The organism is Actinospongiicola halichondriae, from assembly GCF_049103745.1.
Lineage (GTDB): Bacteria > Actinomycetota > Acidimicrobiia > Acidimicrobiales > Salinilacustritrichaceae > Salinilacustrithrix > Salinilacustrithrix halichondriae.
The window spans coordinates 3,561,854-3,588,281 of the sequence record NZ_CP171622.1; the positions used below are offsets into that span (position 1 = coordinate 3,561,854).

A 26,428-nucleotide genomic window follows, 5' to 3' on the forward strand; every position below is an offset into this window, starting at 1 on the left:
TGTCCGCTTGGCGGTACCGTCGACATCGGAGGTTTCATGACAGACGTTCTGGCACTGCTGCGCGAGGTTGACAGCGACGGGTTCGAACAGGTGGTCTTCGGCCACGACGCGGCCAGCGGCATGCGCGCGATCGTCGCCGTGCACTCGACCGTGCTCGGCCCGGCGCTGGGCGGCACCCGGTTCTGGCCCTATGCGTCGGAGGCCGAGGCCGTGACCGACGTGTGCCGGTTGGCACGCGGGATGACCTACAAGCATGCCGCCGCCGGTCTCGACCAGGGCGGCGGCAAGGCCGTGATCTGGGGTGACCCGCGCACCGACCGGACCGACGACCTCATCACCGCCTATGCCCGCTTCGTCGACCAGCTCGGCGGCCGCTACCTGACGGCGGAGGACGTCGGGACGACGCAGGCCGACATGGACCTCATCCAGCAGACGACGCCGTACGTCACCGGCGTCAGCCCTTCGCTCGGCGGCTCGGGCGACCCGTCGCCGGCGACGGCATGGGGTGTCCTGTGGGCCATCCGCGCCGCCGCAGAGAAGCGGTGGGGTTCACCCGACCTCGCCGGACGGCACGTGGTCGTCACCGGCGTCGGCAAGGTCGGCAGCGCGCTGGTCGGCCACCTGGTCGACGACGGCGCCACGGTGACGGTCGCCGACGTGCGCGACCAGGCCGTCCGTTCGGTCATCGAGGCCCACGGCAGCGATCGCGTGTCCGGGGTCGACGTGGCCGACGCGCACGCGACGGAGTGCGACGTGTTCGCACCATGCGCACTGGGCGCGGTCCTGTCGGAGACGACCGTCCCCGAGCTGCGGTGCGAGATCGTCGCCGGCTCGGCCAACAACCAACTGGCGACCGACGACGACGACAACCGGATCGCGCAGCGCGGGATCCTCTACGTGCCCGACTACGTGGTCAACGCCGGTGGCGTGATCAACATCGCCGAGGAGGCAGGTACGGGAGCCTCCGGCGGCTACGACCACGACCGAGCGTGGAAGCGGATCGAGGGCATCGCCGACACCGTGACGAACATCCTCTCGTTGGCCGAGGACGCCTCGATCACCCCGGCCGAGGCCGCCGACCGCTACGCCGAGGACCGACTCGAGCGAGCCGCGGCCCGCTAGCTGCCGTACTCGAAGCCGAGGTCGGGCGCGGTCACCAGGGCGACGAACGGGAGATCGTGCTCGGCGGCCATGGCCGCGACCGTCCCACCCCGGTCGACGACGGAGAGCAACAGGACCGGTGTGGCCCCGGCCTCGCGGATGACGTCGGCGGCTTCGAGCATCGACACGCCACGGGTCACCGCGTCCTCGACGACGACCACGCGGTCGCCCGGTTCGAGCGCCCCGGCGATGCGACCGCCCCCACCGTGGGGCTTGACCTCCTTGCGCACGCTGAACGAGCGCAGCGGCCGGCCACGGGTCGCGGCGATCGCCGCCACGCCGAAGGCCACGGCGTCGGCCCCCATCGTGAGTCCACCGATCGCGGTGACGTCGTCGGGGATGGCCGCCAGTGCGGCGTCGGCGACCAGGAGCATCCCCTCGGGGCTGCACGTGGTCTGCTTGGCGTCGCAGAACCATGAACTCGCCTGTCCCGACTTGAGGACGAAATCGCCTTCGCGGACCGCATGGGTCCGGATGTGATCGACGAGCGACATGGGACTACCTCCAGAGATGGTCAGAGCGTTTGACGAGCGCGAAGCCCACCGCAGCCACGAGGAGCGCAGCGAGCGTCGCCAATGCGTTCCGGGTCACCCAGCCACGCTGGACCGAGTCGTCGCGGAAGCTGCCGATCTCGACGAACTCGTCGTCGGTGAGCAGGCGTTCGACGTCGTCGGGGCCGATGCGGTCGTCGACCCAGACCAGCCGACCGGCCGCCTCCTGCACCCGCAGCTCGATCGTCTCGTCGTCGACATCGACGAACACCTCCCAGGCGGACACCGGATCGCCGTCCTCAGGCGTGTGGGTGACGCGCTCGGGGTCGCTCGCCACCCGGCCGTCGAAGCCGACATCAGCCAGCGCCTCGATGGCGACCGTGCTCGCGTCGTCGGCGTCGAGGAGGGGCCGAGGCGTGAACCACGATGCCGCGGCGGCACCCACGGCGCCGAAGATCAGCACCCACGAGACCACCCGCACCACAGCACGCACGGCGGCGACCGTACAGCGCACGTGGCCGACCACCGCGAACCGACCCACGTCTGCCTTCGGCCCGGACGGTGCCCGTCGCTACGCTCGGCCATCTCATGACACGCGTCCTCGCGGTGGCGAACCAGAAGGGTGGCGTCGCCAAGACGACCTCGGTGCACACCCTGGGCGCAGCGCTCGCCGAGCAGGGCCTCCGGGTCCTCCTCGTCGACCTCGACCCCCAGGCCTGTCTCACCTACTCGATGGGCGCCGACCCCGACTCGCTCGACCGGTCGCTCCACGACGTCCTCGTCCACGGGGCCGACGCGGCAGACGTCACCGTCGAGGTCGGGGGATGCACGCTGCTCCCCGCGACCATCGACCTCGCCGGCGCCGAGGTGCACCTGCTGTCGCGTACCGGTCGGGAGTATGCGCTGAAGCGGGCGATCGGCGACCTGACGGCGGCCCACGACATCACACTGATCGACTGCCCGCCGTCGCTGGGCATCCTGACGATCAACGGGCTCACCGCGGCCGACGAGGTCGTGATCCCGTTGCAGTGCGAGACGCTGAGTCACCGTGGGGTCGGCCAGTTGCTGGACACGATCGCCGACGTCCGCGACTACACGAACGAGTCGCTGCGGGTGCGGGGCGTCATCGCGACGATGTACGACGGCCGCACCAACCTGGCCCGCGAGGTCGTGGCCTCGATCCGCGAGACCTACGACCTCGAGGTGTTCGACCCGCCGATCCCCAAGTCGGTCCGCGTCGCCGAGGCTCCGGGGCTGAACCGGTCGGTGCTCGATCACGCCAGCCGTTCCAAGGCCGCGGTCGCCTACCGAGCCCTGGCGGCCCAGTTGGCGGCGACGTCGTGACCGAGCCCCGCCGCAACCTCGACCCGAAGGGCAAGCGGGCCCTGTTCGAGACACCGGTGACCGCGGCGGACGACGTCCTCCGCGCCGGCGAGCAGGCCGACGGTCGTGCTGCACTGTTCTCCACCGGGAGACCGAGGCCGGGCACCGCGCTCGTCGAGTGCTCGTCGTGCGCAACACGGACCCGGGTCACGCTCGGCGACATCGCCGTCCGGCTGGCGTCGTTCTCGGTGTATCTCCCGCTGCTGCACCCGCGTCACCCGCACCGGATCCGCTGCCCGCACTGCGCGAAGACGTCGTGGTGCCGGATCGGTTGGGGCGAGTAGCCGAGCCTTCAGCCCGCGTCCGCACCGCCGTCGAGGAGCCACTGGCGGTAGTCGACCCGCTGGGTGGCGTCGAGCGTCGACGCCAACTGCACCAACTCGAGCAACTTCGCCGAGTCGAAGGGCTTGGAGACGAACCCCAACGCGCCAAGCTCGATGGCATTGCGGTAGTGCCCGGCGCGGTCGGAGGCCAGGCCGGAGATGACGATGACCGCCGGCTTCGGCTCGTCGAGTTGTTCGAGGACGCCCCAGCCGTCGAGCTCGGGCATCATCACGTCGAGCAGCACGACGTCGGGCTCGACCACGGGGATGCGGTCCAGGGCTTCCAGACCGTTGTCGGCCGTCACCACGACGTAGCCCTCGGCCTGCAGTTCGAGCCGCAGCAGCAGCTGGATGTCGTGGTCGTCGTCGACGACGAGGACCGTCGTCACGCCGAGGAGCCGGAGGATCCCTCCGACGCCCTTCCGGCGTACCGCACCGTCCCGTCACCGGATTCGACGACGCCGATCTGCATCGCCCGATGCCCTGCGGTACGCAGCATGTCGAGGGTGGTGTGGATCTCGTCCTGGGGCACGACCACGACCATGCCGATGCCCATGTTGAACACCTTGGCCATCTCGTCGTCGCTGACGCTGCCCAGCCGCTGGATCTCGCCGAAGACCCGCGGGGCTTCCCACGTGTCGCGGTCGACGACGGCGTCGAGCTTCGGGGTGAGCACGCGCGGCAGGTTGCCGGGGATGCCCCCACCGGTGATGTGGGCGACGGCACGCACGTCGACCACCCGCAGGAGCGAGGCGATGGCCGGCGAGTAGATGACCGACGGTTCGAGCAGTTCGTCGGCGAGGGTGTGGTGGGCACCGTCCCAGGCGGGTTGGTCGAGCGACATCTCGGCGACGTCGAAGAAGACACGACGGGCGAGCGAGTAGCCGTTGGAGCGCAGGTTGGGCGACGGCAGCCCGATGAGCGCGTCGCCGGCCTGGACCGTCGTGCCGTCGAGGATCCGGTCACGCTCGGCGACGCCGACCGCGAAGCCCACCAGGTCGAACTCGCCGGGCTCCATCGCGCCGGGATGCTCGGCCATCTCGCCACCGATGAGCGCGCAGCCGGCATCGCGACAGCCCTTGGCCACACCCGAGACCAGTTGGTCGATGTGGTCGGGGTCGAGTTGCCCGACGGCGATGTAGTCGAGGAAGAAGAGCGGTTCGGCACCGGCGCAGGCGATGTCGTCGACGCACATGGCGACGAGGTCGATGCCGACCGAGTCGAAGCGACCGGCTGCGTGGGCGACCATGGCCTTGGTGCCGACGCCGTCGGTCGACGAGATCAGGACCGGGTGGTCGAAGCGGTGGGACGGGAACTGGAACAGGCCCCCGAAACCACCGATGTCACCGATGACCTCGGGCCGGAACGTCGAACGGACGTGCTCCTTGATGCGCTCGACGGCGGTCTCGCCGGCAGCGATGTCGACGCCGGCGGATTCGTAGGTCTCGCCCACAGGTTCGGTGCTCCCCATGTCAGGCGTCAAATCGGAGTTGGGCGCTGGCGGCGAATGCGGCGTCGGACCGTTCGGCCACGGTCTCCGCGATGCCGCTCGACGGGGCGGCCTTGCCGGCGACGTCCTCGAGCACACTCTTACCCAGGCTCACCGGGATGTCGACGGGGTAGTTGCCGGTGAAACATGCATCGCAGAATCCACTCTGGGGGGTGCCGGTGGCCGCGACCAACCGATCGAGGCTCAGGTAGGCGATCGAGTCGACCTTGAGATAGTCGCGGATCTCGTCGAGCTCCAGGTTCGCTGCGAGCAGTTCGCTGCGGACGCCGGTGTCGATGCCGTAGAAGCACGACCACATGACCGGCGGGGCCGAGATGCGCAGGTGGACCTCGGTCGCCCCCGCCTCACGCAGCATCTGGGTGAGCGTGCGCTGCGTGGTGCCCCGCACGATCGTGTCGTCGACCACGACGATCCGCTTGCCCACGAGGTTCTCGCGGAGCGGGTTGAGCTTCATGCGGACCGCGGCCTCGCGGGCCTGCTGGTTCGGCGCGATGAAGGTCCGGCCGATGTAGCGGTTCTTGACCAGACCGTGCCCGGACGGGATGCCCGACGCCAGAGCGAAGCCCTCCGCAGCGGGTACGCCCGACTCGGGGACGCCCATCACCATGTCGGCCTCGACCGGCGCCTGCTGAGCGAGTTGTTCGCCCATGCGGACCCGTGCCTGGTGGACGTTCTTGCCGTAGAGCGTGGTGTCGGGCCGTGCGAAGTACACGAACTCGAACAGGCACAGTCGGGGATCGACGTCGACCGAGGGGAACGCCCGCACCGAGCGGTAGCCGGTGGCGTCGATGACGACCATCTCGCCGGGCTCGAGCTCGCGGACGAAGTGGGCGCCGATGAGGTCGAGGGCCGACGACTCCGACGCGAGCACCCAACCGGTCTCGAGGCGGCCGAGGCACAGCGGACGGAAGCCGTGGGGATCGCGCACGCCGACCACGTGGGCCTCGTCCATGCAGACGATCGAGAAGGCGCCCTGCAGGTGCGGGAGCACCTCGAGCAGTGCGTGTTCGAGGTCGCGTTCGTCGCTGCGGTCGACGCCCGTGCGTTCGATCGAGCGCGCGAGCATCTCGACGACGAGGTCGCTGTCGGAGCTGCACTCGTCGGTGCCGGGCAGCATGCCGAGCTCGGCGGCGAGTTCGGCGGTGTTGACGAGGTTGCCGTTGTGGCCGAGCGAGATCTGGTGGCCGCCGGCCTCGCGGGTGACGGGCTGGGCGTTCTTCCACACGCTCGACCCTGTGGTCGAGTACCGCACGTGCCCGATGGCCAGGTGACCGGGGAGGCCGTTGAGGATCCGGTCATCGAACACCGAGGTCACCAGACCCGTGTCCTTGACCGTGATCATCTCGGTGCCGTCGGAGACCGACATGCCGGCCGCTTCCTGCCCACGATGCTGCAGGGCGAAGAGGCCGAGATAGGTGAGGTTGGCGACGGGCTGCCCCGGGGCGTAGATCCCGAAGACCCCGCAGGCCTCCTTGAGCTCGTCGTCGTCCGACGAGGTCGTGTCATCACCGGTGGAGGTCATGTCGTCCGCCACGCTACCGGTCGACGAACGGTGGACCGAACCCTCGCCGGTCCCGTGGTCACTCCCCCAGTTTGCGAGCGACCGCATCGGCGATCATCTCGAGCTGGTCGTCGCTGAAGATCTCGCCCTCGGCACGGAGCCGGATCCGGCGGCGGAGCGCCTTCAACTCGGCACCGAGCGTCTCGACGAGTTCGTCGGAGACGGACCCCACGCTGCGGATCTCCTCGCGGAGCAGGTCGATCACGTCCGGGTCGACCGTCGCGTAGCCGTCGGAGGTCGCTGCGGGCTGGGCCGGAGCGGGCACTGGGACGGTCTCGACGACGGGGCGGTCGAGCAGGTGCACGATGCCGTCCTGGATCTCGTGGAGGGCGTCGAGCACGGGCGACAGATCCACCGGTTCGCCCGGCACGGTCTCGTCCATCGGCTGCTGATCGGCGAGATCGTCGTGGAGCCGGTCGAGCCGCGCAGTCAGCGGCGTGAGATCGACGGACTCGCCGCCGGCGTCGACCACCTGGCGGAGGCGTTCGAACTCGGCGCTGACCTGGTCCCGCAACGTGGCGACCTGGTCGGCGATCTCCGGAGCGATGTCTGCGGGCGGAACGCCGGCGTCGTCGGCCAACACCAGGCCCTCGTCGAGTCGGACGATGATGTCCTCGACCCCGGTGCGCACGGCACGGAGCTCGGCCTCCACCTCGGGCGACATCGGCGCAGGCGTCGGCTCCGATGGCTCCGGTTCTGCGTCGAGTCGACCGATGATGTCCTCGACCCCGGAACGGACGGCACGGAATTCGGCCTCCACCTCGGGCGACATCGGCGCAGGCGTCGGCTCCGATGGCCGGGGCTCCGGGGCCGGGAGATCGACGACGAGCCCGTCGGCGAGCTCCTCGCGGAGCGCGGCGATGTCGGCGGCGAGCGAGGCGAGGTGGACGCCGTCGCCGGAGCCCACGCCTTGGTCGTCGACGACCTCGGCCTGTTCGAGCAGGTCGCGCACCGACGCTGTCAGGCCGGACACCTCGGACTGGAGGGCCTGCACGGCTTCGGGGTCGGTCGTGGTGGCGTCCCGGTCGACGAGCGCCTCGACCGTGGCCCGGACCTGGCGGACCTCGTCCCAGAGGGCTCCGACGACCTCGCCGGAGGCCAGGTCCTGCAGGGTCTCCTTGAGCTGCTCGAGCGTCCCGGTGACCGCACCGCTCTGCGTGGCCGAGGTCTCGAGCATCGCATCGACCTTGGAACGGAGGCCGGCGAGTTCGCCGAACGACTCGGTCGCGACCTTCCCAGCCCCGCCGAGCTCTGCCCGCAAGCCGCTGTCGAGGTCGGCGAGGGCGGAGTGCAGGGTGTCGAACCGGTTGCCGAGGGCGGTCGCGGTGTCGTTGCTGGCCACCACCGCCAGTCGATCCTCGATGCCCGCCAGACGGTCGTCGACCAGCGAAAGGGTCGGGTCCGGCGTCGAACCGACCTGGGAGACCGCGGCCTCGAGGGCTTCGAGCTGCTGGGCTGCCGCCTGCTCCGACGCGGTCAGACGCGAGAGGACCTGGTCGCTGAACTGATCGAGTGACTCGGTCAGGGTGCGGCCGAGGTTCTCCTGGGCCTCCAGGATGCTGCGCACCTCGGCGAGCGCGCGGCGCGACGACTCGTCGTTCGACTCGGTGTCGGTGAGCATGGTGTCGATCCGGGCGCCCACCCGTTCGAGGGTCTCCTCCGACGTCGAGAGACCTCGACGCAGCTCCGTGAGCGTCCGCTCGTTGGCCCGGCGGTACTCCTCGATGTCGGTCGCCTGCGACCGCGTGAGCTTGGTCACCAGGTCGGCGTACTCGTTCAGACGGTCCGTGAGCGCCGAGCGGTAGGTCGTGGTCGACGTCACCAGGGCTTCGATCCGCATGCCCATGGTGGACATCGAGCTGTGGATCATCTCGAGCCGGCTGGCAAGGGCGGGGTCGGACACACCGTCTCCGGCCCCGGCGTTGCGTTCCTCGTCGCTCATGTTTCCTCCGGTGTCGAGCGTCGTACGGCCGATCATCTTGTCGCATCGGCAGTCCACTTCGCGTGACGGCGACTGGTTACGCTCCTCACCGATGGCCCGAGACCGACGCAAGGGGCGAGTCGACGCCCTGCTCGAGCGTCTCCTCGGCGAACGACCCCGACTCCTCAAGTTCGTGAAGTACAGCGCCGCCTCTGCGTCCGGCGTGATCACGGGCCAGTCGACGCTGCTGTTCTGCCTGCTGGTGCTCGACCTCGGCGCCGTGACCTCGAACCTGCTGGCCGTCACGATCGGCTCGGTGCCCAACTATCTGATCAACCGGGCCTGGACCTTCAACAAGCAGGGTGCACACAGCTTCACCCGCGAGGTGTTGCCGTTCTGGTTCATGGCGCTGCTCGGCCTGCTGCTGTCGACGTTCACGGTGGCCTGGGCCGCCGATCGCTGGGACGACAACGTGCTGGCGATCAGCCTGGCCAACACCGCAGCCTTCGGCGTGTTGTGGGTCGCGAAGTACTTCGTCCTCGACAAGGTCCTCTTCGCGCCGATCGCCGCCGCTGTGGAAGCAGCCGAGTAGCTACTGGACCGTGCCGCTCCCCAGCGCATCGGGGAGCGCACGGCGCCAGGCATCGCGGAGGTCGGCGACATCGATGCCGACGACCTGACCGATGCGCAGGTGTGTCCCACCGGCGGCGCCGACGGTGCGACTCGGCACGCCGGCTTCGGACGCGGTCTCGTGGAAGGCGGTGACGTCGTCCGGGCCCACGGCACACAACACCGCCGACGGGGTCTCCGCGAACAACGCGACGTGATCGGGCAACCGGGGGGCGCCGTCGGCGGGCGGCGGGAGTTCGACGGTCGCGCCGACGCCGGACGACGCCGCCATCTCGGCCAGCGCCGGGCCGAAGCCACCGGCGAGATCGTGGACCGAGAGCAGTCGCCCGGCCCGCACCATGGCCCGGACGAAGTCGGCGACCTTCCGGTGGGCGTCGAGATCGAGCGCCGGCGGCGTTCCTCGCTTGTGACCCTGCGACCATGCCCAGGCACTGCCCGAGAGGCTGGTCGCCGGCAGACCGAGGAGCACCAACGTCGTGCTGGCGTGCAGCCCGATGCCGGGGGGACGCTGTTCGAGTGAGTCGATGAGACCGACCGTGCCCACGACCGGCGACGGGTCGATGTTGGTGCCGTTCGACTCGTTGTAGAGCGAGACGTTGCCGCCGATGACGGGCACCGACAGCGCGTTGCAGGCCTCGGCCATGCCGTCGATGGCCTCGGACAGCTGCCACATGACCTCGGGGTGTTCCGGGTTCCCGAAGTTGAGGCAGTTGACGAGACCGAGGGGTTCGGCACCGACGCAGGCGAGGTTCATGACCGACTCGGCGACGACGGCCGCGGTGCCGGCGCGTGGATCGAGCGCACACCACCGGTGGTTGCCGTCGGTCGTCAGACCGAGGCCTCGGCCCGTGGGTTCGCCGGTTCGGGGGTCCTTGAGTCGCAGCACGGTCGCATCGCCGCCGGGGCCCTCGACGGTGTTGAGGAACAGCTGGTGGTCGTACTGCGACCAGACCCACGACGTGTCGGCGACGAGCGCCTGGAGGCCGGCGGTGTGGTCGGCCGGCGCCGGCAGGGCGTCGGCCGAGTCGGCCAGCGCTTCGGCATGGTCGGTGGGCTCGGCCAGGGGCCGGTGGTAGACGGGCGCCGCGTCATCGAGCGAGTTGGCCGGGATGTCGGCGAGGACGTCGCCCTCGGGGCGGTCGAGGATGCGGAAGCGGCCGGTGCCGGTCACGACACCGATCACCGAGGCGGTGATCTCCCACTTGGCGCAGATGGCGACGAGTTCGTCGAGCTTCGCCGGTTCGACGATGGCGAGCATGCGCTCCTGGCTCTCGGAGATCATGATCTCGAACGGCTCCATGCCGTCCTCGCGCACGTGGACCTCGGACAGGTGCAGATCCATGCCCACACCGCCCTTCGACGAGGTCTCGCTCGCTGCCCCGGTGATGCCGGCGGCACCGAGGTCCTGGATCCCCACGACGAGCCCGGCCTCGAGGATCTCGAGACACGCCTCGATCAGGCGCTTCTCCTCGAACGGGTCACCGACCTGGACACTCGGACGCTTGTCGCCGTCGTCGGCCTCGTCGTCGAAGCTGGCCGACGCGAGGACGCTCGCGCCACCGATGCCGTCGCGGCCGGTCGAGGAGCCGAAGAGGACGGTGAGGTTGCCCGTGCCCGAGGCGCGGGCGAGTGCGAGGCGATCCTGCGGGAGGACACCGAGACAGAAGACGTTGACCAACGGGTTGCCCTGATAGGTCTCGTCGAAGACCGTCTCACCGCCGACCGTGGGGACACCGACCGAGTTGCCGTAGCCCGACACGCCGGAGACGACGCCTTCGGCGATCCACCGGCTGCGGGGGTCCGAGAGGGGACCGAAGCGCAGCGGATCCATCAGCGCGATCGGACGAGCTCCCATCGAGAAGACATCGCGCAGGATGCCGCCGACTCCCGTCGCCGCACCCTCGTAGGGCTCGATCGCCGAGGGATGGTTGTGGCTCTCGATGCGGAACGCGGCTGCGATGCCGCCACCCACGTCGACCACGCCGGCGCCCTCCCCCGGTCCGACCAGCACGTGCGGGGCCTCGGATGGCAGCCGCTTGAGGTGCACTCGTGACGACTTGTACGAGCAGTGTTCCGACCACATGACCGAGTACATGGCGAGCTCGAGCTGGTTGCCCGGCCGCCCGAGGATGCGAGCGATCTCGTCGGCTTCGTCGTCGGTCAGACCGAGCGCACGATGGACGGACGGATCGAGAGGGACTTCAGCTGCGGGGGGCGGAGCCATGGACCCGCACGCTAGGCGGGCGACAGGGGGAGTCCCCGCGTCGATCGCGCAGCAGTTCCACCGAGGCCACAAAGGAAACCTCCGGAATGAGATCTATCACGCACGCCGACATTGCCAGCGATGCAGGGGTGTGCTTTCCTTGAATTCGATGTCACCGAAACGGGAAATGACCGACGCTCACAAAGCCGCATTGGCCGAAGGGCGCCAGCAGGGGAAGGCCGTCCGCCTCTACCTCGACGCGCTCGACCAGCACCGTCCCAAGCGTGGCCGCAAGCGGACGCCGGACTCGATCCGCACCCAACTCGCCAAGATCAACGCCACCCTCGACGACGCCTCACCGGTGAAGCGACTGCAGTTGATCCAGGACCGGATGGACCTCGAGACCGAACTCGAGGCCATGGAGAACAAGCCCGACCTGAGCGGCCTCGAGGACGCGTTCGTGGCGGCAGCCAAGGCCTACAGCGAGCGGAAGTCGATCTCCTACGCCGCCTGGCGCGAGCTCGGTGTCGACGCTGCGGTGCTCAAGCGGGCCGGGATCGGCCGCGGCAACTGACCGGCGCTCAGGCGGGGACGCGGGCCGAGTCGAGCAGCGACTGCAACATCGGGATCCCGTCGGTCGACCCCAGCAGCTCGTGACTCGCTCGCTCGGGATGCGGCATCAGACCGACCACGTTGCGACCCTCGTTGCACACACCGGCGATGTCGTCGACGGAACCGTTCGGATTGTCGACATAGCGGACCACCACACGGTCCTCTGACCGGAGCATCGCGAGCGTCTCGGCATCGCAGGTGTAGTTGCCCTCGAAGTGGTTGATCGGGATCCGGAGTTCGTCCCCGACCGTGGTCGCCGACGTCAGCACCGATTTCGTGGTCTCGACCCGCAATGTCGTGGTCGTGCACAGGAACTTGAGGCCGGCGTTCTTCTGGAGCGCCCCCGGGAGGAGCCCTGCCTCGGTCAGGACCTGGAAGCCGTTGCAGATGCCCACGACCGGGCCACCGTCGGCGGCGAAGGAGCGCACGGCTTCCATGACCGGGGAGAACCGGGCGATCGCGCCGGGACGCAGGTAGTCGCCGTGCGCGAATCCACCGGGGACGATGACCGCGTCGACGTCCGACAACGAGTCGTCGCCGTGCCACAGCATCTCGGCGTCGCCGCCGAGGGCGTCGATGGCCTCGATCGCGTCCTGTTCGCAGTTCGATCCCGGGAACAGGATCACGCCGACCTTGGTCATGTCGTCGCTGCAGCGGCGATGGTGATGGCCGAGTCCTCGATCACGGGGTTGGTGAGGAAACGGCTGCAGACGTCATCGACCAGCGCGTGGGCGGCGGCATCGTCGGCGGCCTCGACGCTGAACCGGAACGACTTGCCGACCCGGACCCCCTCGATGCCCTCGAAACCCAGGGCGGGGAGCGATCGTTCGATGGTGGAACCCTCGGGGTCGGCGATGCCGGCTCGGGGGCTGGTCTCCACCTGGACGTCGAAGCGCATGACGGCCAATCTACGCGGCGCTCACGCGCCCCCGGGCCACTCGGCCAGGGTCTTTCCGGTGATCCGCTCGTAGCCCTCGCGGTAGCGAGCCGAGGTGGCGGCGATCACGTCGTCGGGAAGCGTGGGCGGCGGCGGGGTCTTGTCCCAGCCGTCGATCGCCGACAGCCAGTCACGCAGCGGCTGCTTGTCGAAGCTGGGCGGCGTGGCGCCCGGTTCCCAGTCGGCGGCCGGCCAGAAGCGAGACGAGTCGGGCGTGAGCACCTCGTCACAGATCGCCAGTTCGCCGTCGATCCAACCGAGCTCGAACTTGGTGTCGGCGATGATGATCCCCCGCTCGCGCGCCCAGTCGGCACCCTTCTGGTACGCAGCGAGCGCGATGTCGCGGGCCTTCTCAGCCACGTCCTTGCCCACCAGGTCGATGGCGGCGGCGAAGTCGATGTTCTCGTCGTGGTCGCCGATCTCGGCCTTGGTCGACGGCGTGAACACGGGCTCGGGCAGCTTGTCGCTCTCCCGGAGATCCGCAGGCATCTCGGCACCGTGCATGGTGCCGTCGGCCTTGTACTCCTTCCACGCAGACCCGGTGATGTAGCCACGCACGATGCACTCGATCGGCAACATGTCGGCCTTGTGGGTGAGCATCGAGCGGCCGACGAGATCGTCGTCGCGTGCGCCCTCGGGGAAGTCGGCCACGTCGGTCGAGATGAGGTGGTTGGGCGCCACGTCGGTCAACAGGTCGAACCAGTGCGCCGACATGGCGGTCAGGACGCGACCTTTGTCGGGGATCGTCTGGTCCATCACGACATCGAACGCCGAGATCCGGTCGGACGTGACCATCAGCAGCTTGTCGTCGCCGGCGTCGTAGATGCCGCGGACCTTGCCGGTGTTGAGGAGGGGGAGGTCGATGCTCATCGCCTTGAATTCTTGCGCGTCGCGCGCCGTCCACCGAACCCGAACCCCGATTCTCGACGTCATGGTCGTCGGGGGCCGACGCCCTCGACGTCGAGTTCGGTGATGCCTAGAGGATGTCGCCGGGGGTGTAGGCCGCGGCGTCGGGGAATCGTTCGGCGACGGCGGCGACCTGCTCGGCGAACGACGCGACCTGCGCCACGGCACGGCCGGCGACGGCCATGGGGTCGGCAATCGCCGCGGCCAGCGCCTCGCGGTCGATGGGCAGACGGTCGTCGGCGCCCAGACGGTCGACCAGGTCGTTGGTGGCCTGACCCTCTTCGCGCATGGCGAGCGCCACGGCGACGGCGTGTTCCTTGATGGCCTCGTGCGCCTCCTCGCGTCCGGCCCCGGCGCGCACCGACGCCATGAGGACCTTGGAGGTGGCGAGGAACGGCAGGTAGCGGTCGAGTTCGGCCTGGATGACCGCCGGGTAGGCACCGAAGCCCTGCAGCACCGTGAGGAATGTCTCGAACAGGCCGTCCATCGCCAGGAACGCATCAGGCAGCGCGACGCGGCGGACGACGGAGCACGACACGTCGCCCTCGTTCCACTGGTCGCCGGCCAACGACGTGACCATCGCCTGATGACCGGCGAGCACGTGCTTGAGGCCACAGACCCGCTCGCAGCTGCGCGAGTTCATCTTGTGGGGCATGGCCGACGAGCCGACCTGGCCCGGGAGGAAGCCCTCGGTCGCCAGCTCCTGGCCGGCCATCAGCCGGATCGTGGTGGCGAGCGACGACGGCCCGGAGGCGAGCTGCACGAGCGCACCGACGACCTCGAGGTCGAGCGAGCGCGGGTACACCTGCCCGACGTTGGTGAAGGTCCGCTCGAACCCCAGGTGCGCTGCGACGGCGGCCTCGACGGCGTCGACTGCGTCGCCCGAGCCGAGGAGGTCGAGCTGATCGGTCTGGGTCCCGACCGGGCCCTTGATCCCCCGCAACGGGTAGCGCCCCAGCAGCGAGTCGAGCCGGTCGAAGGCAACCAGGAGCTCCTCGCCGGCGACAGCGAACCGCTTGCCGAGCGTGGTCACCTGCGCCGCGACGTTGTGGCTGCGGGCGGCCATCGGCTGGTCGGCGTACTCGGTCGCCAGTCGGGCCAGGGCCGAGAGCGTGGCCACGGTCCGGTCGCGGGTCAGCTCCATGGCCGCCCGGATCTGGAGCTGCTCGACGTTCTCGGTCAGGTCGCGCGAGGTCATCCCGGCGTGGATCAGCTCGTGGCCGGCGAGCGCCGAGAACTCCTCGATGCGGGCCTTGACATCGTGCTTGGTGACGCGTTCGCGCGCTTCGATCGACGCCAAGTCGACCTTGTCGACCGCGGCCTCGTAGTCGGCGATCGCCTCCTCGGGCACGTCGAGGCCGGCGGCGACCTGCGCCTCGAGCACGGCGATCCAGAGTCGACGCTCGAGCACGACCTTGTGCTCCGGCGACCAGATCCGGACCATGTCCGCGCTGGCGTACCTGCTGGCCAGGACGTTGGGGACGACGTTGGCAGCCTGATCGGACACGTCGACAGTCTGGCAAGGCGGGGGGTCCGGCGGACATTTCTCTCAAGCGATCTCGTGATCGTGCCGAAGCAAGAGATCACGGGAGGACCGATGATTCCGAACTGCCAACGCCACCGATGGGACCAGTCAGAGGACGAGTGCCGCCAATGCGGTGACGCGTTCTGCGAGAACTGCCTCGTCTACGTGAACGGAGCCAACGCCCGGCCGCTGTGCATCAACTGCGCGCTGAAGCGATCCGGCGTCCGTGGCTCGAAGAAGGTGCGGCCCAGCCGGCGGGAACGCCGCGCCACCGCGAAGGCCACGAAGATGCACGAGCGAGCCCGAGCGGACGCAACCGCCGCAGCGGAGGCCGTCGCAGCCCAGGAGGCCGCGGCGACCGCCGTCGACCTCACCGAGGCGGGCCAGCGGGCCTGGGTGTCACTCAACGCCTCCCGTTGGGACGTCGGCGCGATCTGACCGGACTACTGAGCGGCGGCTCGAGCGTCGCGGTCTTCGACGATCTTGGCCGCGAGGTCGGCGTCGTCGATGCCCAGCATCTGGACCACCAGCAGCGCCGCGTTCAGCGAGCCGTTGACGGCCACGGTCGCGACCGGGATGCCCTTGGGCATCTGGACGGTGGCGAGCAACGCGTCGAGGCCGTCGGAGATCCCGCCCGAGAGCGGCACGCCCACGACCGGGAGCGTCGTGTGCGCCGCGACCACACCGGCGAGGTGTGCCGCCATGCCCGCACCACAGATGAACGCCGAGTAGCCCTCGTCGCGGGCGTTCGTCGCCAGCGCGGTGACCTCGGCCGGGTTGCGATGCGCCGAGAGCACTCGGACGTCGGCCTCGATGCCGAAGGCCTCGAGCGTGTCCTTCGCTGGCGTCATCTTGTCCATGTCACGGGGCGAGCCCATGAGGACGGCGACCTTGCGGGTGGTGGAAGGGGCCACGGTGTGTCTCCTGTGATTCGTTGGTTCGAAGGGATGATCGAAGGATGTGTCAGGTCGGGTCGGCGGCGATGTCGCTGCGATGGTGCATGCCGTCCCAGGTGATGCGCTCCACACCCTCGTAGGCCTTGGCCCGTGCGGCCTCGATGGTGGGAGCGGTACCGGTCACGTAGAGCACCCGGCCGCCGGAGGTGACGAGGTCGTCGCCCTCGGCTCGCACGCCGGCGAAGAACACCTGGACGCCGTCGAGGTCGCCGGCTGCGACATGGCCCCGGATCACGTCCCCGACCCGTGGGGTCGCGGGATACAGGGCCGACGCGCAGGCCACGGTCACGCAGGCATCGTCCGTGAAGGTCGGTTCGTGCTCGATCGACCCCGCAGCGGCCTCGGCCAACAGGCGGGCGAGATCACTGGTGATCCGGGGCAGGACGACCTGCGACTCGGGATCACCGAAGCGAGCGTTGTACTCGATCAGCTTGGGGCCGTCGTCGGTGAGCATGAGCCCGGCGTACAAGGTGCCGCGGTAGTCGATTCCCCGGCGTCGGAGTTCGGCGAGGGTCGGGGCCACGAAGTCGTCGAGCACGGCCTGCACCATGTCGTCGTCGACACTCGGCACCGGCGAATACGCACCCATGCCACCGGTGTTGGGGCCGGTGTCGTCGTCGCCGACGCGCTTGAAGTCCTGCGCCGGGGCGAGCGCGACGGCCTTGTGACCGTCACACACCGCGAGGATGCTCAGTTCGGGCCCGTCGAGGAACTCCTCGATGACGACGGTGTGCCCGGCCGAACCGAACGCATCGCCGGCGAGCTTGGCCCGCACGTCGTCCTCGGCCTCGACCAGGTCTGCGGTGACGAGCACACCCTTGCCGGCGGCGAGGCCGTCGGTCTTGACGACATAGGGACCGGGGAGGCTCCGGAGGAAGTCGAGCGCAGGTTCGACCTGGTCGAATGCGCCGTAGCGGGCCGTGGGGACGCCGGCCGCCGCGACGACCTCCTTCATCCACGCCTTCGAGCCCTCCATCTGGGCGCCGTCGGCTCCCGGACCGAAGACCGACTTGCCCTGGGCCCGGAGTCGATCGGCCAGACCGTCGACCAGCGGGGCCTCGGGTCCGATCACGAACAGGTCGGCATCGAGTTCTTCGGGCGGCGTGTCGACCGAGCCGGGGATCCCCGGACTTCCCGGCGTGATGACGACCTCGGCCGTTCGGCTCAGCACCGACACCAGGGCGTGCTCACGCCCACCCGATCCGACCACGACGACCTTCATCGGCCCGACCCTACGAAAATCTCGTCGCAGACTCCCACCCCGTGTGAGCGAGGAACGGGATTTCTCAGCTAGCGAGTTGGACGTACTGGTCGCGACTGGGTCCGACCCCGAGGAGGGAGATCGGGACGCCACACTGCGCCTCGAGGAACTCGACGTAGCGCTTCGCGTTGTCCGGTAGATGGTGGGGCTCGGTCGACGCGGTCACGTCGGTGTTCCAGCCCGGCAGCTCTTCGTAGATGGGCGTGCACTTGTGGATGATCGACTGGTTGTCGGGCATCCGGTCGATGCGCTTGCCGTCGAGCTCGTAGGCGACGCACACCTTGATGGTGTCGAAGGTGTCGAGCACGTCGAGTTTGGTGATGGCCAACTCGGACAGCGAGTTGAGGCGCACCGCGTGGCGCATCATCACCGCGTCGAACCAACCGGGACGACGACGACGCTTGGTGTTGACGCCGTACTCGTGGCCGATGTCGACGATCTTGTCGCCGACCTCGCCGAAGAGCTCGGTCGGGAAGGGACCGGAGCCGACACGGGTGAGGTACGCCTTGGCGACGCCGACCACGCGGTCGACGTGGCGCGGACCGATACCGGCGCCGACGGTGGCGCCGCCGGCGATCGGGTTCGACGAGGTCACGTACGGATAGGTGCCGTGGTCGAGGTCGAGGAAGGTGGCCTGCGCACCCTCGAAGAGGATGTGTTCGCCCCGCTCGAGACCCTCGTGGACGAGGTTGACGGTGTCGGCGACGTAGGGCTCGATCGCGTCGCGGAAGGTCCCGAGGTACGTCTCGGCGATCTCCTCCTCGTCGACGGGGAGCTGGTTGTAGACCTTGGCGAGCACGGGGTTCGTCTCGCGCAGGACCACGCGCAGCTTCTCGCGGAAGATCTTCTCGTCGTAGAGGTCCTGCACCCGGATGCCGACGCGCGACGCCTTGTCGGCGTACGCAGGCCCGATGCCCCGCTTGGTCGTGCCGAGCTTGTTGCGGCCGAGCCAGCGCTCGGTCATCCGGTCGAGGAGCTGGTGGTACGGGAAGATCAGATGGGCGTTGCCCGACAGTCGCAGCTTGTCGCAGTTGACGCCGCGGGACTCGAGCATCGCGATCTCGGCGAGCATGACCTTGGGATCGACGACGACACCGTTGCCGATGACCGGCGTGATGTGGTCGTAGAGCACGCCCGACGGGATGAGCTGGAGGGCGAACGACTCGCCGTCGACCACGATGGTGTGGCCGGCGTTGTGGCCGCCCTGGTAGCGCACCACCATCGACATCTCCTTGGCGAAGAGGTCGACGAAGCGCCCCTTGCCCTCATCACCCCATTGGGTGCCCACGACGATGGTGGCCGGCATCTGCGGCGCTCCTTGCTGGCTGCGATCTGAACGGCTCGACGGCCCGAGAACGTCGGGCCAGCTCCCCCTCGGAGAGCCGTTGTCACACGGTAGGCGAGACGCGGCCCGCACCACGACATCGAACGCGTGGAGTCAGACGAAGTACAGGTGCTGGGTGAAGATCACGACGCCCAACATCGACAGGCATCCCATGACCGGGAACAGGCGTTCGCGCCATCCCGGCCGGTCGGCGAGGTCGGCGATCACGAACAGGAAGGGGAACAGCGAGAGCGAGAGCCGGGGGACGCTGAGGTAGAACTCGGAGAACATCACGCTCGCCAACGTCGATCCCACGTAGGCGGCGTACCCCCACTCGCGCCGTAGTCCCAGCCACACCAGGACTCCGAGGCCGAGACCCACGAAGAGGACCTCGAGCTGCTGGGCGACGAGATAGCTCGCCGGGACGCCGGTGCGATCCCAGTCGGCCGTGGTCAAGAACGCGTCGACCGGGTTGGCGAACCCGCGACTCGAGATCCGCTCCTGGGCCTCGAAGTACGAGAAGTACGTACCGGTCCGTTCGCGCAGGTAGATCCCGTGCGCGGCGAGCGGGGCGACGGCGGCCACACCCATGGCGACGAGCACCGCCAGGCGGGAGCGCAGGCCCGCCAGTGACCAGCGACCCTGCATCACCTGCACCATGACGCCGAACGCGAGGAACGGGCCGACCGGGCGGAGCAGGCAGGCCGCGAACACCAGCGGGACGGCGTACCAGGGACGCTGTGTGCGGGCGAAGTAGAAGGCGGGGATGGCGACGGCGAGGAACAGCGCCTCGCTGTAGGGGGCGACGAGGAACACCGCCGACGGGAACAGGAGCATGGCCAGGACGGCCCGGTCGCCGGAGTGCCCGTCGTGCTCGGCCAGCTTGTGGAGGAAGAACGCTGCGGCGATCGTGCCGACGAAGGCGAGGGCCATCGCGGCCACCAGGGCTCCGACGCCGGGGATCCAGGCCACGACACGGATCGCGATCGGGTAGCCGGGGAGGAATCCGGGGCCGTTGCCCTGGGCGACGAAGTCGGCGTAGCCCCACTGCGCGATCGCGGTGTAGTGGATGGCATCCCAGCGATGCCAGAGGTCGAGATCGAAGTCGGGGCGGACGTTGTCGGGGACGAGCATCCAGACCGACAACCAGCCCATCGCCAGGAACACGACCCGGAACAGGGTCACGTCACGGACGACCTGGCGCAGCCGACGACGGTCCTCCACCGACACCTTGCGGACGGCCGGTTCGCTCGGACGCTCCGCGGTGGTCACGGGCCGGATCGTACCGACCATCGCCGCAGGTGGGCCCGAACGCGAAGATCCGGCCGCAACGGCGGCCGGATCTTCAGCAGTTCACGTCATCGCCGGCTCGTGCCGGCGAGGAGTCGACTTGCTCAGCCGTCGGCGAGCTGCCGGCGGCTGCCGCCGACGATGATCGCACCGAGGACCATGAAGGCGATGCCGACACCGGCCAGGTTGCGGGGCTCGCTGCCGGTCTTCGCCAGCGCCTGCGACCGGTTGACGGTGTTGTCGAGGACAACGGGTCCGGTGGTCGTGGTGGCGTCGGCGACCGTGGTGGTCGTGACGTTGTCGCTGATGACCTCGTCTTCAGGGGTCGTGGTCGACGGAGTCGTGGTCGACGGAGTCGTGGTCGACGGAGTCGTCGTGGACGGAGTCGTCGTGGACGGAGTCGTCGTGGACGGCGTCGTCGTGGACGGCGTCGTCGTGGACGGAGTCGTCGTGGACGGAGTCGTCGTGGACGGCGTCGTCGTGGACGGCGTCGTCGTGGACGGCGTCGTCGTGGACGGCGTCGTGGTCGACGAAGTCGTCTCGGTCGGCGTGCAGACGTGACTCAGGTTGAAGTCCGGGTCCGTGCCCGAGATGTTGGCGACGGCGTCGACGAGCGTGGCATCACCGGTCGTCTCGACGTACGCGTGCTGGGCATTGGGGTGAGCGATGAAGCCCGCACCCGGCGTCAGCGGACCGCGAGGGTCAACCTCGGTGTCGAACTGCACCCAGAGCTCCTCGAACTCGGCATCGCCCTGGAGGACGAAGTGCCAGCTGGTCGTGCCGTCGCCGTCCACCCAGTCGGCGCAGTCCTTCTCCTGGTTGCCGTACGTCGAGGCCAACGCGCCGTGATGTGAGTCCTTGAGGTGCGAGTCGAACAGCGTCTCGTCGAACTGTGGATCGGCACCGGCGCCCGGTGCGAACACCAGGAATGCGCCGAGGAGGATGCTGAGGCCGCCGACCCCGGCAACCAACTTCTGCCTGAGATGTCTGTTCATCGGTACTACCCGCTCCGCTCGTACTCCGCCGTGTGCTGTCTCGGCGCGCCTGATGGTCACTTCTCGACCCAACCGTACGTTCATCCCGCGAGAAACGGCACTTCGAACATTGCGCGCGCTGCCGACTCTTCGGGTTCACGATCGCAGATCTCGGCGCGTCGGGTGATCGAGCGCCGAAGCTGACACGTTCCGTGCGGCAACCCCCACGGAACGTGTTCAACGATTCATGAAGGCATGGCCACCAGCGGCCATGGCCGCGCACGTTCGACGGCCAGTGCGACGTCGAAGAGCAGGGCGTCTTCGTGATGACGACCGAGCACCTGCATGCCGACCGGGAGTCCGTCGACGGTACCGGCCGGGATCGACACCGCCGGGTTCCCGTAGATGTTGGAGATGATCGTCAGCGCACCCATCCCGATGAGGTCGGGGAACTGCTTGGACGCGAAGTCGAGCAGGCGACTCGGCGCGCTCGGGGCAAGACCCGCGGCGGTCCGGACCGTGCCGAGCAAGCCGCGGTAGACCCACTTGGCTGCCGTGTTCGACTGCGCCCACTCGATGAAGCTGTCGGTGGGGCTCGATGTGGTCCAGTCGGCGGGAAAGGCCGGGCCGGGGTTGGTGGCGGCGATGATGAAGTCGACGTCGTCGAACACCCGCGCCATCTCTTCGTTGGCCGCCACCCGCATCTTCTCGGCCGCTGCCGCAGTGTGCAGGTTGTAGACGCCGGTGGCCAGGCGCAACCCCATGGCGACCTCTTCGGTCATCTCGTCAGCACACGCGGGCCAGCGGTCGCCGAGATCCGCGAGCAGCGTGGCCAGGTTGCCCATCGCCCACTGCGCCGTCAGGTTCGGTGGCTCGACGGCGCGGTCGACGAGCACCATGCCCGTGTCGGCGATCAGGGCCTCCGCCTGCGAGCGGATCTGCGCCTCGACACCGGGCTCCAGCGTCACGCCGCCGAGCGCCGGGACGATGGTCACCCGCTTGCCCTTCAGGTCGTGGCTTCCCAGACCGGCCTCGAAGCTGGTGTGCTTCGGCAGGGTGGTCGGGTCGGCGCCGTCGGGTCCGGTGATCACGTCGTAGAACCGAGCGGCGTCACGGACCGAGCGGGCCAGGTTCCCCAGCACGACCGTATGCGGGCGCATGTAGGCGCCGGGGCTGCGCGGTGTCCGACCGAACGTGCCCTTCATCCCGAGCAGACCGGTGTAGCCGGCGGGGATCCGGATGGAGCCGCCGCCGTCGCCACCACTGGCGAGGCTGACGAGTCCGCCCGCCACCGCAGCGGCGGAGCCTCCCGACGATCCGCCCACGGTGCGACCGTGACGCCACGGGTTGTGCGCGACCCCGTTGAGCTTGGTGACGCTGACGTTGAGGCCACCGAACTCACTGGCCGTGGTGAGACCGACCGGTACGGCACCGCCTTCGTCGAGCAGTCGCTCGGTGGCGACGCTGGTGTGGGTCGCCACCCGGTCCTTGAAGACGAGCGAGGCCTCGGTGTGGGGCCAGCCGGCCACCGCCTCGAGTTCCTTGATCCCCGTCGGGACGCCGCCGAAGGGCCGGCTCACGTCGGCCGCCTCGGCTGCGGCGCGCGCACGCTCAGGATCGACGAACGAGAAGCAGTTGAGGTCGCTGGCCTCGATGGCCGCCAGCGTGGCGTCGAGCTCCTCGGCCGGGCTGCGCTCCCCCGAGCGGAAGGCGTCGACGAGCGAACATGCGTCGCCGGTCCAGGTGTCGTTCACGGATTCGGACATGCCGGGCATCTTGCCACCCGGCTCCGACGGGTCAGCCGATCGCCCTCAGTCGATGGCGCGCCGGGCGGCTCCGGGGCGGCCGGCGATGATGCCGTCGATGTCCATCGCCACCAGGGTCCGGTAGAAGTCCTCGTTCTCCTGCTCGGACGGCGTGTCCATCCAGACCCAGATCGCCAGCCCGTCGGCATGGGCACGAGCGATGCTCTCCTCGGTGAGGACCTCGACGCCGCTGTACACCGGCGGCACCTGGACCACCCGATGGTGCGCGGCCAGCGGCTCACCCTCGAGCAACCACGCCGTCATCTCGGCCACGCCGGGGCTGGTCGCGACGTCTGGGGCGGCCTCGTGGAACGCGGCGATCACGGCAGAGTCGAAGGAGACGACCACCGTCGAGTCGGTGCGACCCAGGTCATCGAGCGCTGCGGCGAGCGCCTCGGCATTGCGCACCCCGATGTCGCCTTCGCCCTTGATCTCGATGTCGAAGGGGATCTCGGGGAACCGCTCGCTCAGTTCCTCGAGCGTGACCAGCCGGAAGTCGTCCGGGGTGTAGCCCTCGGGCGGCGCGACGTCGCCGGTACGGATGCCGCGGAAGACGTACTCCTCCTCCGGGCGGTCCTGGCACGGCCAGCACTCGGGGCTGAACCAGTAGGCCTTGTCGAGTTCCTGCAACGTGGCGAGGTCGGTCTCGGCCACCACCAGCGACTCCGGCGTCGTCTTCGCCGTGTCGGCGTCGTGATGCACGACCACCACGTCGTCGGCCGTGGTCCAGATGTCGAACTCGAGCACGTCGGCACCGGCAGCCACCGACTCGGCGAAGGCGTACATGGTCGAGTGGGGGAAGTCCTGGTCGCCGCCGGCGTGGGGGATGTCGAGCACGCGGTCGCCCGCCAACAACTCGTCGACCGTCGGCGGAGCCAGCGGTACTGACGTCGTCGTGGCGTCTGCCGCGGTGGTGGACGTCGAGTCGGGAGCAGCGTCGTCGTCACCGGCACAACCGGCGAGGACGACGAGACCGACGACGAGGGAGACGAGGAGGCGGCGCATCGGCGCGAGCTTGCCCCACGGGGGTGTAGGGATTCCTGTCGTCGCGACGATGGAGGGGACAGTGAGCGACCGTTCCGCACCAGCCCACGACGACCAGCGCCGACGACTCGTCGAGTTGTTCGACTCGTCGATGCCCGACGTCTACGGCTACCTGGCGTCGCGCTGCGGGTCGGCCGCCGTGGCCGAAGACCTCACGTCGGAGACGTTCCTGGCCGCGACCGACGCGGTGCAGCGCGGCACCGTCACCGACCTGAGCGTCGCGTGGCTCATCGGCGTCGCCCGTCACAAGCTCGTCGACCACTGGCGGCGCCGAGAACGCGACGACCGGTTGCTCGCCGCCGTCGAGTCGGAGCCGACACCGGACGACGACCCGTGGGACGCCCGGATCGACCTCCTCGTCGCCCATCGCGTGCTCGACCGTCTCGGGGCGCACCACCGCAGCGCGCTCACCCTCCGCTACCTCGACGAACTCCCCGTGCGACAGGTCGCCGAGTGCCTCGGCAGGACCGAGGGAGCTACCGAGGTCCTGCTGGTCCGAGCCCGCAAGGCCTTCCGATCCATCCACGACGACCTGACTGGAGGGGAACGATGACGACGAACGACCCCTTCGAGGACCTCGCCTCACCGCCCGAGCGACAGGACCCCCGCCCACGCTTCGCCCGCGAACTGCGGGATCGACTCGTCGCGGCCCTCGATCTCGACCCCGATCCGCCACCCGTCGACCTTCCCGAGAGGAAGCACACCATGACCACCTCGACCTCGACCATCGCCTCGGCCGTCACCCCCTACCTGACCGCCCACGACGCTGCAGCGGCGCTCGACTGGTACTCCCGTGCCTTCGGTGCGGTCGAGCAGATGCGGGTCGTGACCGACGACGGCATCGTCGGACACGCCGAGTTCCACATCGGCGACGCCGTCTTCTACCTGTCCGACGAGCACCCGGCGATGGGTGTCGTCTCCCCACAGTCGCTCGGCGGGACGCCGTTCGCGATGCACCTGCAGGTCGGGGCGGTGGACGAACTCTTCGCCCGTGCCGTCGATTCCGGTGCCACTCCACTCGCCGAGCCCGAGGACCAGCCGCACGGTGCCCGTCACGGCACACTCGTCGACCCGTTCGGCCATCGGTGGATGCTCTCGCAACAAATCGAGACGGTGACCCTCGACGAATACGCCGCCCGCTCCGAGGGCACGGGCTACGAGGTCGTCGGCACCCAGCCCGGCGACACGGTCGTGGCTGCCGACGCTCCGGGCACTGGTGGGGGGATCTGGGCCGGGGTCTTCTACGCCGATGCCCTCGCCGGCATCCGGTTCCTGGTCGGCACCTTCGGCTTCGAGGAACAGATCGTGGTGACCGGTCCCGACGACACGACCGTGGTCCACAGCCAGCTGCGTTGGCCCGAGGGCGGGATCGTCCAGGCCGGCACCTACGACGCCGACAACGTCTTCACCCACCCGCCCGGAGACCAGTCGCTCTACGTCGTCACCGCCGATCCCCAGTCGGTGTGGGAGCGGTGCCAGGCGGCCGGGCTCACCGTCATCCGCCCCCCGGAGGCCCCGGACCACGACCCCGACGGCATGGGGTTCTCGGTGCGGGACCCCGAGGGGAACATCTGGAGCTTCGGGACCTATGGGCTTGGCGGCGACGGCTGAGCCGGACAACGGACGGCAGGATCAGCGGGAGCCGCAGACCTGCTCGGACGGGTTGTAGACGATCCACTTGTAGCCCGTCTGGACGGATGGCTTGCCCTGGCTGAGCGACTTCGACCGGACGTGCTCTGCGTCCTTCCAGGCGCACTCGATCTCGGTGTCGAGCGCCCCGATGGTGGGGTCGTAATCGGGGACGGGGTGGTCCCAGCGGCCGTTGCGGCCCGTCGAGCAGCTCGTGTTGGTGCCGCCGGGCGCATCGGGGTTGTAGTACGGGTTGCCACCCTTGGCGAGGCACTGTTCGATGGGATCGCCGCTGCCGCGGTGGACCGGCACCCGGTACGTCGCCTTGTGCTCCAGTCCGGGAGACCAGTACGGGTTGCCGGAGTAGTCGGCTTCGGGCTCCGGCTCGGGATCCACGACGTCGTCGGCGGAGCCGGCGGGGTCGGCGGAGTCGGCTGGGTCGAGCGCGTCACCGGAGTCGTCTGACGAACCGGCTTCGGGCTGTTCGGCGTCGGACGACCCCGAACCCGACTGGTTCGAGTCCGGCTGGCCGGTGTCGGTGCCCGACTGCGTGGACGACCTGTCGGACTGGTCCGAGTCCCCTCCGTCGGCGTTCGCTCCGTCGGACCCGGGCGTGGCGGTCGCACCCGTGGCGTCGACGTCGGTCACTGCCACGGTCGTGGTGGCGCCGTCCGCCGACACCTGGTCGTCGTCGCCTGCCGAACCGCAGGCAGCGAGGCCCACGAGGGCGGCGGCCAGGGTCAGGGTGCGGAGGGTGGTGGTTCGCATGTCTCGTACTCCTCGATTCACGACCCGCTGGGCCGAGTGGACGTTGTCGAGGGGTAGAGGTGGCCGACCCGGGAGACCGAACACTTTTCTCGGGAGATTTCTCTCACTCTCGGCAGCCCGTTCTGGGCTGCGATTCCGCGCGCTGGTGCGTGGAATCGCAACCCGGAGTGACGAACCCGCATCGCATCACTGCCGACAGCAGCGGGTGGGGCAT

Annotated in this window: 27 protein-coding genes; 8 read left to right on the forward strand and 19 right to left on the reverse strand. The window is 69.3% G+C overall.

The genetic code is table 11. From position 1 onward, the window contains the following. Positions 1–36: 36 nt before the first annotated feature. On the forward strand, positions 37–1,122 hold the full coding sequence (locus AB8619_RS17705; protein ID WP_436793949.1) for a Glu/Leu/Phe/Val dehydrogenase dimerization domain-containing protein: 1,086 nt from the start codon (positions 37–39) through the stop codon (positions 1,120–1,122). On the opposite strand, the gene pyrE is transcribed toward AB8619_RS17705, so the two are convergent. Next, entirely contained in the window at positions 1,119–1,655 is a 537-nt protein-coding gene (pyrE, locus tag AB8619_RS17710) for an orotate phosphoribosyltransferase (RefSeq protein ID WP_436793950.1), read from the reverse strand. The two genes, AB8619_RS17705 and pyrE, sit on opposite strands and share 4 nt — an antisense overlap. Before the next feature lie 4 nt (positions 1,656–1,659). After that, positions 1,660–2,145 (reverse strand): hypothetical protein, encoded by a 486-nt coding sequence (locus AB8619_RS17715; protein ID WP_436793951.1) that lies wholly within the window; start codon positions 2,143–2,145, stop codon positions 1,660–1,662. A gap of 95 nt (positions 2,146–2,240) precedes the next feature. On the opposite strand from AB8619_RS17715, the gene AB8619_RS17720 reads away from it, so the two are divergent. Both AB8619_RS17720 and AB8619_RS17725 read left to right on the forward strand, forming a co-directional pair. After that, entirely contained in the window at positions 2,241–2,996 is a 756-nt protein-coding gene (locus tag AB8619_RS17720; protein ID WP_436793952.1) for a ParA family protein, read from the forward strand. Next, on the forward strand, positions 2,993–3,319 hold the full coding sequence (locus AB8619_RS17725; protein WP_436793953.1) for a hypothetical protein: 327 nt from the start codon (positions 2,993–2,995) through the stop codon (positions 3,317–3,319). Before AB8619_RS17720 ends, AB8619_RS17725 begins: the two co-directional genes overlap by 4 nt. An 8-nt stretch (positions 3,320–3,327) precedes the next feature. Here AB8619_RS17725 and AB8619_RS17730 read toward each other — a convergent pair whose 3' ends face one another. Genes AB8619_RS17730 through AB8619_RS17745 form a run of 4 tightly spaced genes read right to left on the reverse strand, consistent with a single transcriptional unit; the run spans position 3,328 to position 8,407 of the window. Continuing rightward, a complete protein-coding gene (locus tag AB8619_RS17730) occupies positions 3,328–3,747 on the reverse strand; it encodes a response regulator (RefSeq protein WP_436793954.1) in 420 nt (139 codons plus the stop codon). Beyond that, a complete protein-coding gene (gene purM / locus AB8619_RS17735) occupies positions 3,744–4,811 on the reverse strand; it encodes a phosphoribosylformylglycinamidine cyclo-ligase (protein ID WP_436796407.1) in 1,068 nt (355 codons plus the stop codon). Before purM ends, AB8619_RS17730 begins: the two co-directional genes overlap by 4 nt. 19 nt (positions 4,812–4,830) lie before the next feature. Further along, positions 4,831–6,390: an amidophosphoribosyltransferase gene (gene purF / locus AB8619_RS17740; RefSeq protein ID WP_436793955.1), complete on the reverse strand. Its 1,560-nt coding sequence runs from the start codon at positions 6,388–6,390 to the stop codon at positions 4,831–4,833. 58 nt (positions 6,391–6,448) lie between these two features. After that, positions 6,449–8,407, reverse strand: coding sequence for a hypothetical protein (locus tag AB8619_RS17745; protein WP_436793956.1), 1,959 nt, complete (start codon positions 8,405–8,407; stop codon positions 6,449–6,451). A 55-nt stretch (positions 8,408–8,462) separates the two neighbouring features. Here AB8619_RS17745 and AB8619_RS17750 point away from each other — a divergent pair, with 55 nt between their 5' ends. Then, positions 8,463–8,942: a GtrA family protein gene (locus AB8619_RS17750; protein ID WP_436793957.1), complete on the forward strand. Its 480-nt coding sequence runs from the start codon at positions 8,463–8,465 to the stop codon at positions 8,940–8,942. Here AB8619_RS17750 and purL read toward each other — a convergent pair whose 3' ends face one another. Next, complete coding sequence (gene purL / locus AB8619_RS17755) at positions 8,943–11,204, reverse strand: phosphoribosylformylglycinamidine synthase subunit PurL (protein WP_436793958.1); 2,262 nt, start codon at positions 11,202–11,204, stop codon at positions 8,943–8,945. 166 nt (positions 11,205–11,370) lie between these two features. Between purL and AB8619_RS17760 the strand changes: the two genes are divergently transcribed. Continuing rightward, positions 11,371–11,757, forward strand: coding sequence for a hypothetical protein (locus AB8619_RS17760; RefSeq protein ID WP_436793959.1), 387 nt, complete (start codon positions 11,371–11,373; stop codon positions 11,755–11,757). A 7-nt stretch (positions 11,758–11,764) separates the two neighbouring features. Here the strand turns inward: AB8619_RS17760 and purQ are convergent, their stop codons facing one another. From purQ to purB, 4 genes are all read right to left on the reverse strand, one after another. Next, positions 11,765–12,436, reverse strand: a complete 672-nt coding sequence (purQ, locus tag AB8619_RS17765; protein ID WP_436793960.1) for a phosphoribosylformylglycinamidine synthase subunit PurQ — start codon at positions 12,434–12,436, stop codon at positions 11,765–11,767. Next, positions 12,433–12,693, reverse strand: coding sequence for a phosphoribosylformylglycinamidine synthase subunit PurS (gene purS, locus AB8619_RS17770; protein WP_436793961.1), 261 nt, complete (start codon positions 12,691–12,693; stop codon positions 12,433–12,435). The genes purQ and purS overlap by 4 nt, the downstream gene beginning before the upstream one ends. A 21-nt stretch (positions 12,694–12,714) precedes the next feature. Further along, entirely contained in the window at positions 12,715–13,602 is an 888-nt protein-coding gene (locus tag AB8619_RS17775; protein WP_436793962.1) for a phosphoribosylaminoimidazolesuccinocarboxamide synthase, read from the reverse strand. A 106-nt stretch (positions 13,603–13,708) separates the two neighbouring features. Beyond that, positions 13,709–15,082, reverse strand: coding sequence for an adenylosuccinate lyase (purB, locus tag AB8619_RS17780; protein WP_436796408.1), 1,374 nt, complete (start codon positions 15,080–15,082; stop codon positions 13,709–13,711). Positions 15,083–15,328: 246 nt separating this feature from the next. Between purB and AB8619_RS17785 the strand changes: the two genes are divergently transcribed. Continuing rightward, on the forward strand, positions 15,329–15,601 hold the full coding sequence (locus AB8619_RS17785; protein ID WP_436793963.1) for a hypothetical protein: 273 nt from the start codon (positions 15,329–15,331) through the stop codon (positions 15,599–15,601). 5 nt (positions 15,602–15,606) lie between these two features. Here the strand turns inward: AB8619_RS17785 and purE are convergent, their stop codons facing one another. From purE to AB8619_RS17820, 7 genes are all read right to left on the reverse strand, one after another. Continuing rightward, complete coding sequence (gene purE, locus AB8619_RS17790) at positions 15,607–16,077, reverse strand: 5-(carboxyamino)imidazole ribonucleotide mutase (RefSeq protein WP_436793964.1); 471 nt, start codon at positions 16,075–16,077, stop codon at positions 15,607–15,609. Positions 16,078–16,126: 49 nt separating this feature from the next. After that, positions 16,127–17,341: a phosphoribosylamine--glycine ligase gene (purD, locus tag AB8619_RS17795; protein WP_436793965.1), complete on the reverse strand. Its 1,215-nt coding sequence runs from the start codon at positions 17,339–17,341 to the stop codon at positions 16,127–16,129. Positions 17,342–17,405: 64 nt separating this feature from the next. Then, the gene (locus AB8619_RS17800) at positions 17,406–18,686 is read right to left on the reverse strand and encodes an adenylosuccinate synthase (RefSeq protein WP_436793966.1); all 1,281 of its coding nucleotides are present in this window, start codon (positions 18,684–18,686) and stop codon (positions 17,406–17,408) included. A 132-nt stretch (positions 18,687–18,818) separates the two neighbouring features. Continuing rightward, complete coding sequence (locus AB8619_RS17805; protein WP_436793967.1) at positions 18,819–19,976, reverse strand: mannosyltransferase family protein; 1,158 nt, start codon at positions 19,974–19,976, stop codon at positions 18,819–18,821. Between the two features lie 122 nt (positions 19,977–20,098). Beyond that, positions 20,099–20,989 (reverse strand): hypothetical protein, encoded by an 891-nt coding sequence (locus AB8619_RS17810; protein WP_436793968.1) that lies wholly within the window; start codon positions 20,987–20,989, stop codon positions 20,099–20,101. Between the two features lie 224 nt (positions 20,990–21,213). Further along, positions 21,214–22,734: an amidase gene (locus AB8619_RS17815; RefSeq protein ID WP_436793969.1), complete on the reverse strand. Its 1,521-nt coding sequence runs from the start codon at positions 22,732–22,734 to the stop codon at positions 21,214–21,216. Positions 22,735–22,779: 45 nt separating this feature from the next. Further along, a complete protein-coding gene (locus AB8619_RS17820; protein ID WP_436793970.1) occupies positions 22,780–23,778 on the reverse strand; it encodes a glycerophosphodiester phosphodiesterase family protein in 999 nt (332 codons plus the stop codon). A 49-nt stretch (positions 23,779–23,827) separates the two neighbouring features. On the opposite strand from AB8619_RS17820, the gene AB8619_RS17825 reads away from it, so the two are divergent. After that, the gene (locus AB8619_RS17825) at positions 23,828–24,370 is read left to right on the forward strand and encodes an RNA polymerase sigma factor (protein ID WP_436793971.1); all 543 of its coding nucleotides are present in this window, start codon (positions 23,828–23,830) and stop codon (positions 24,368–24,370) included. After that, complete coding sequence (locus tag AB8619_RS17830; protein WP_436793972.1) at positions 24,367–25,428, forward strand: VOC family protein; 1,062 nt, start codon at positions 24,367–24,369, stop codon at positions 25,426–25,428. The genes AB8619_RS17825 and AB8619_RS17830 overlap by 4 nt, the downstream gene beginning before the upstream one ends. 21 nt (positions 25,429–25,449) lie before the next feature. Here the strand turns inward: AB8619_RS17830 and AB8619_RS17835 are convergent, their stop codons facing one another. Further along, positions 25,450–26,214 carry a hypothetical protein gene (locus AB8619_RS17835; RefSeq protein ID WP_436793973.1) on the reverse strand — a complete coding sequence of 255 codons (765 nt, stop codon included), beginning with the start codon at positions 26,212–26,214 and terminating at the stop codon, positions 25,450–25,452. Positions 26,215–26,428: the final 214 nt, after the last annotated feature.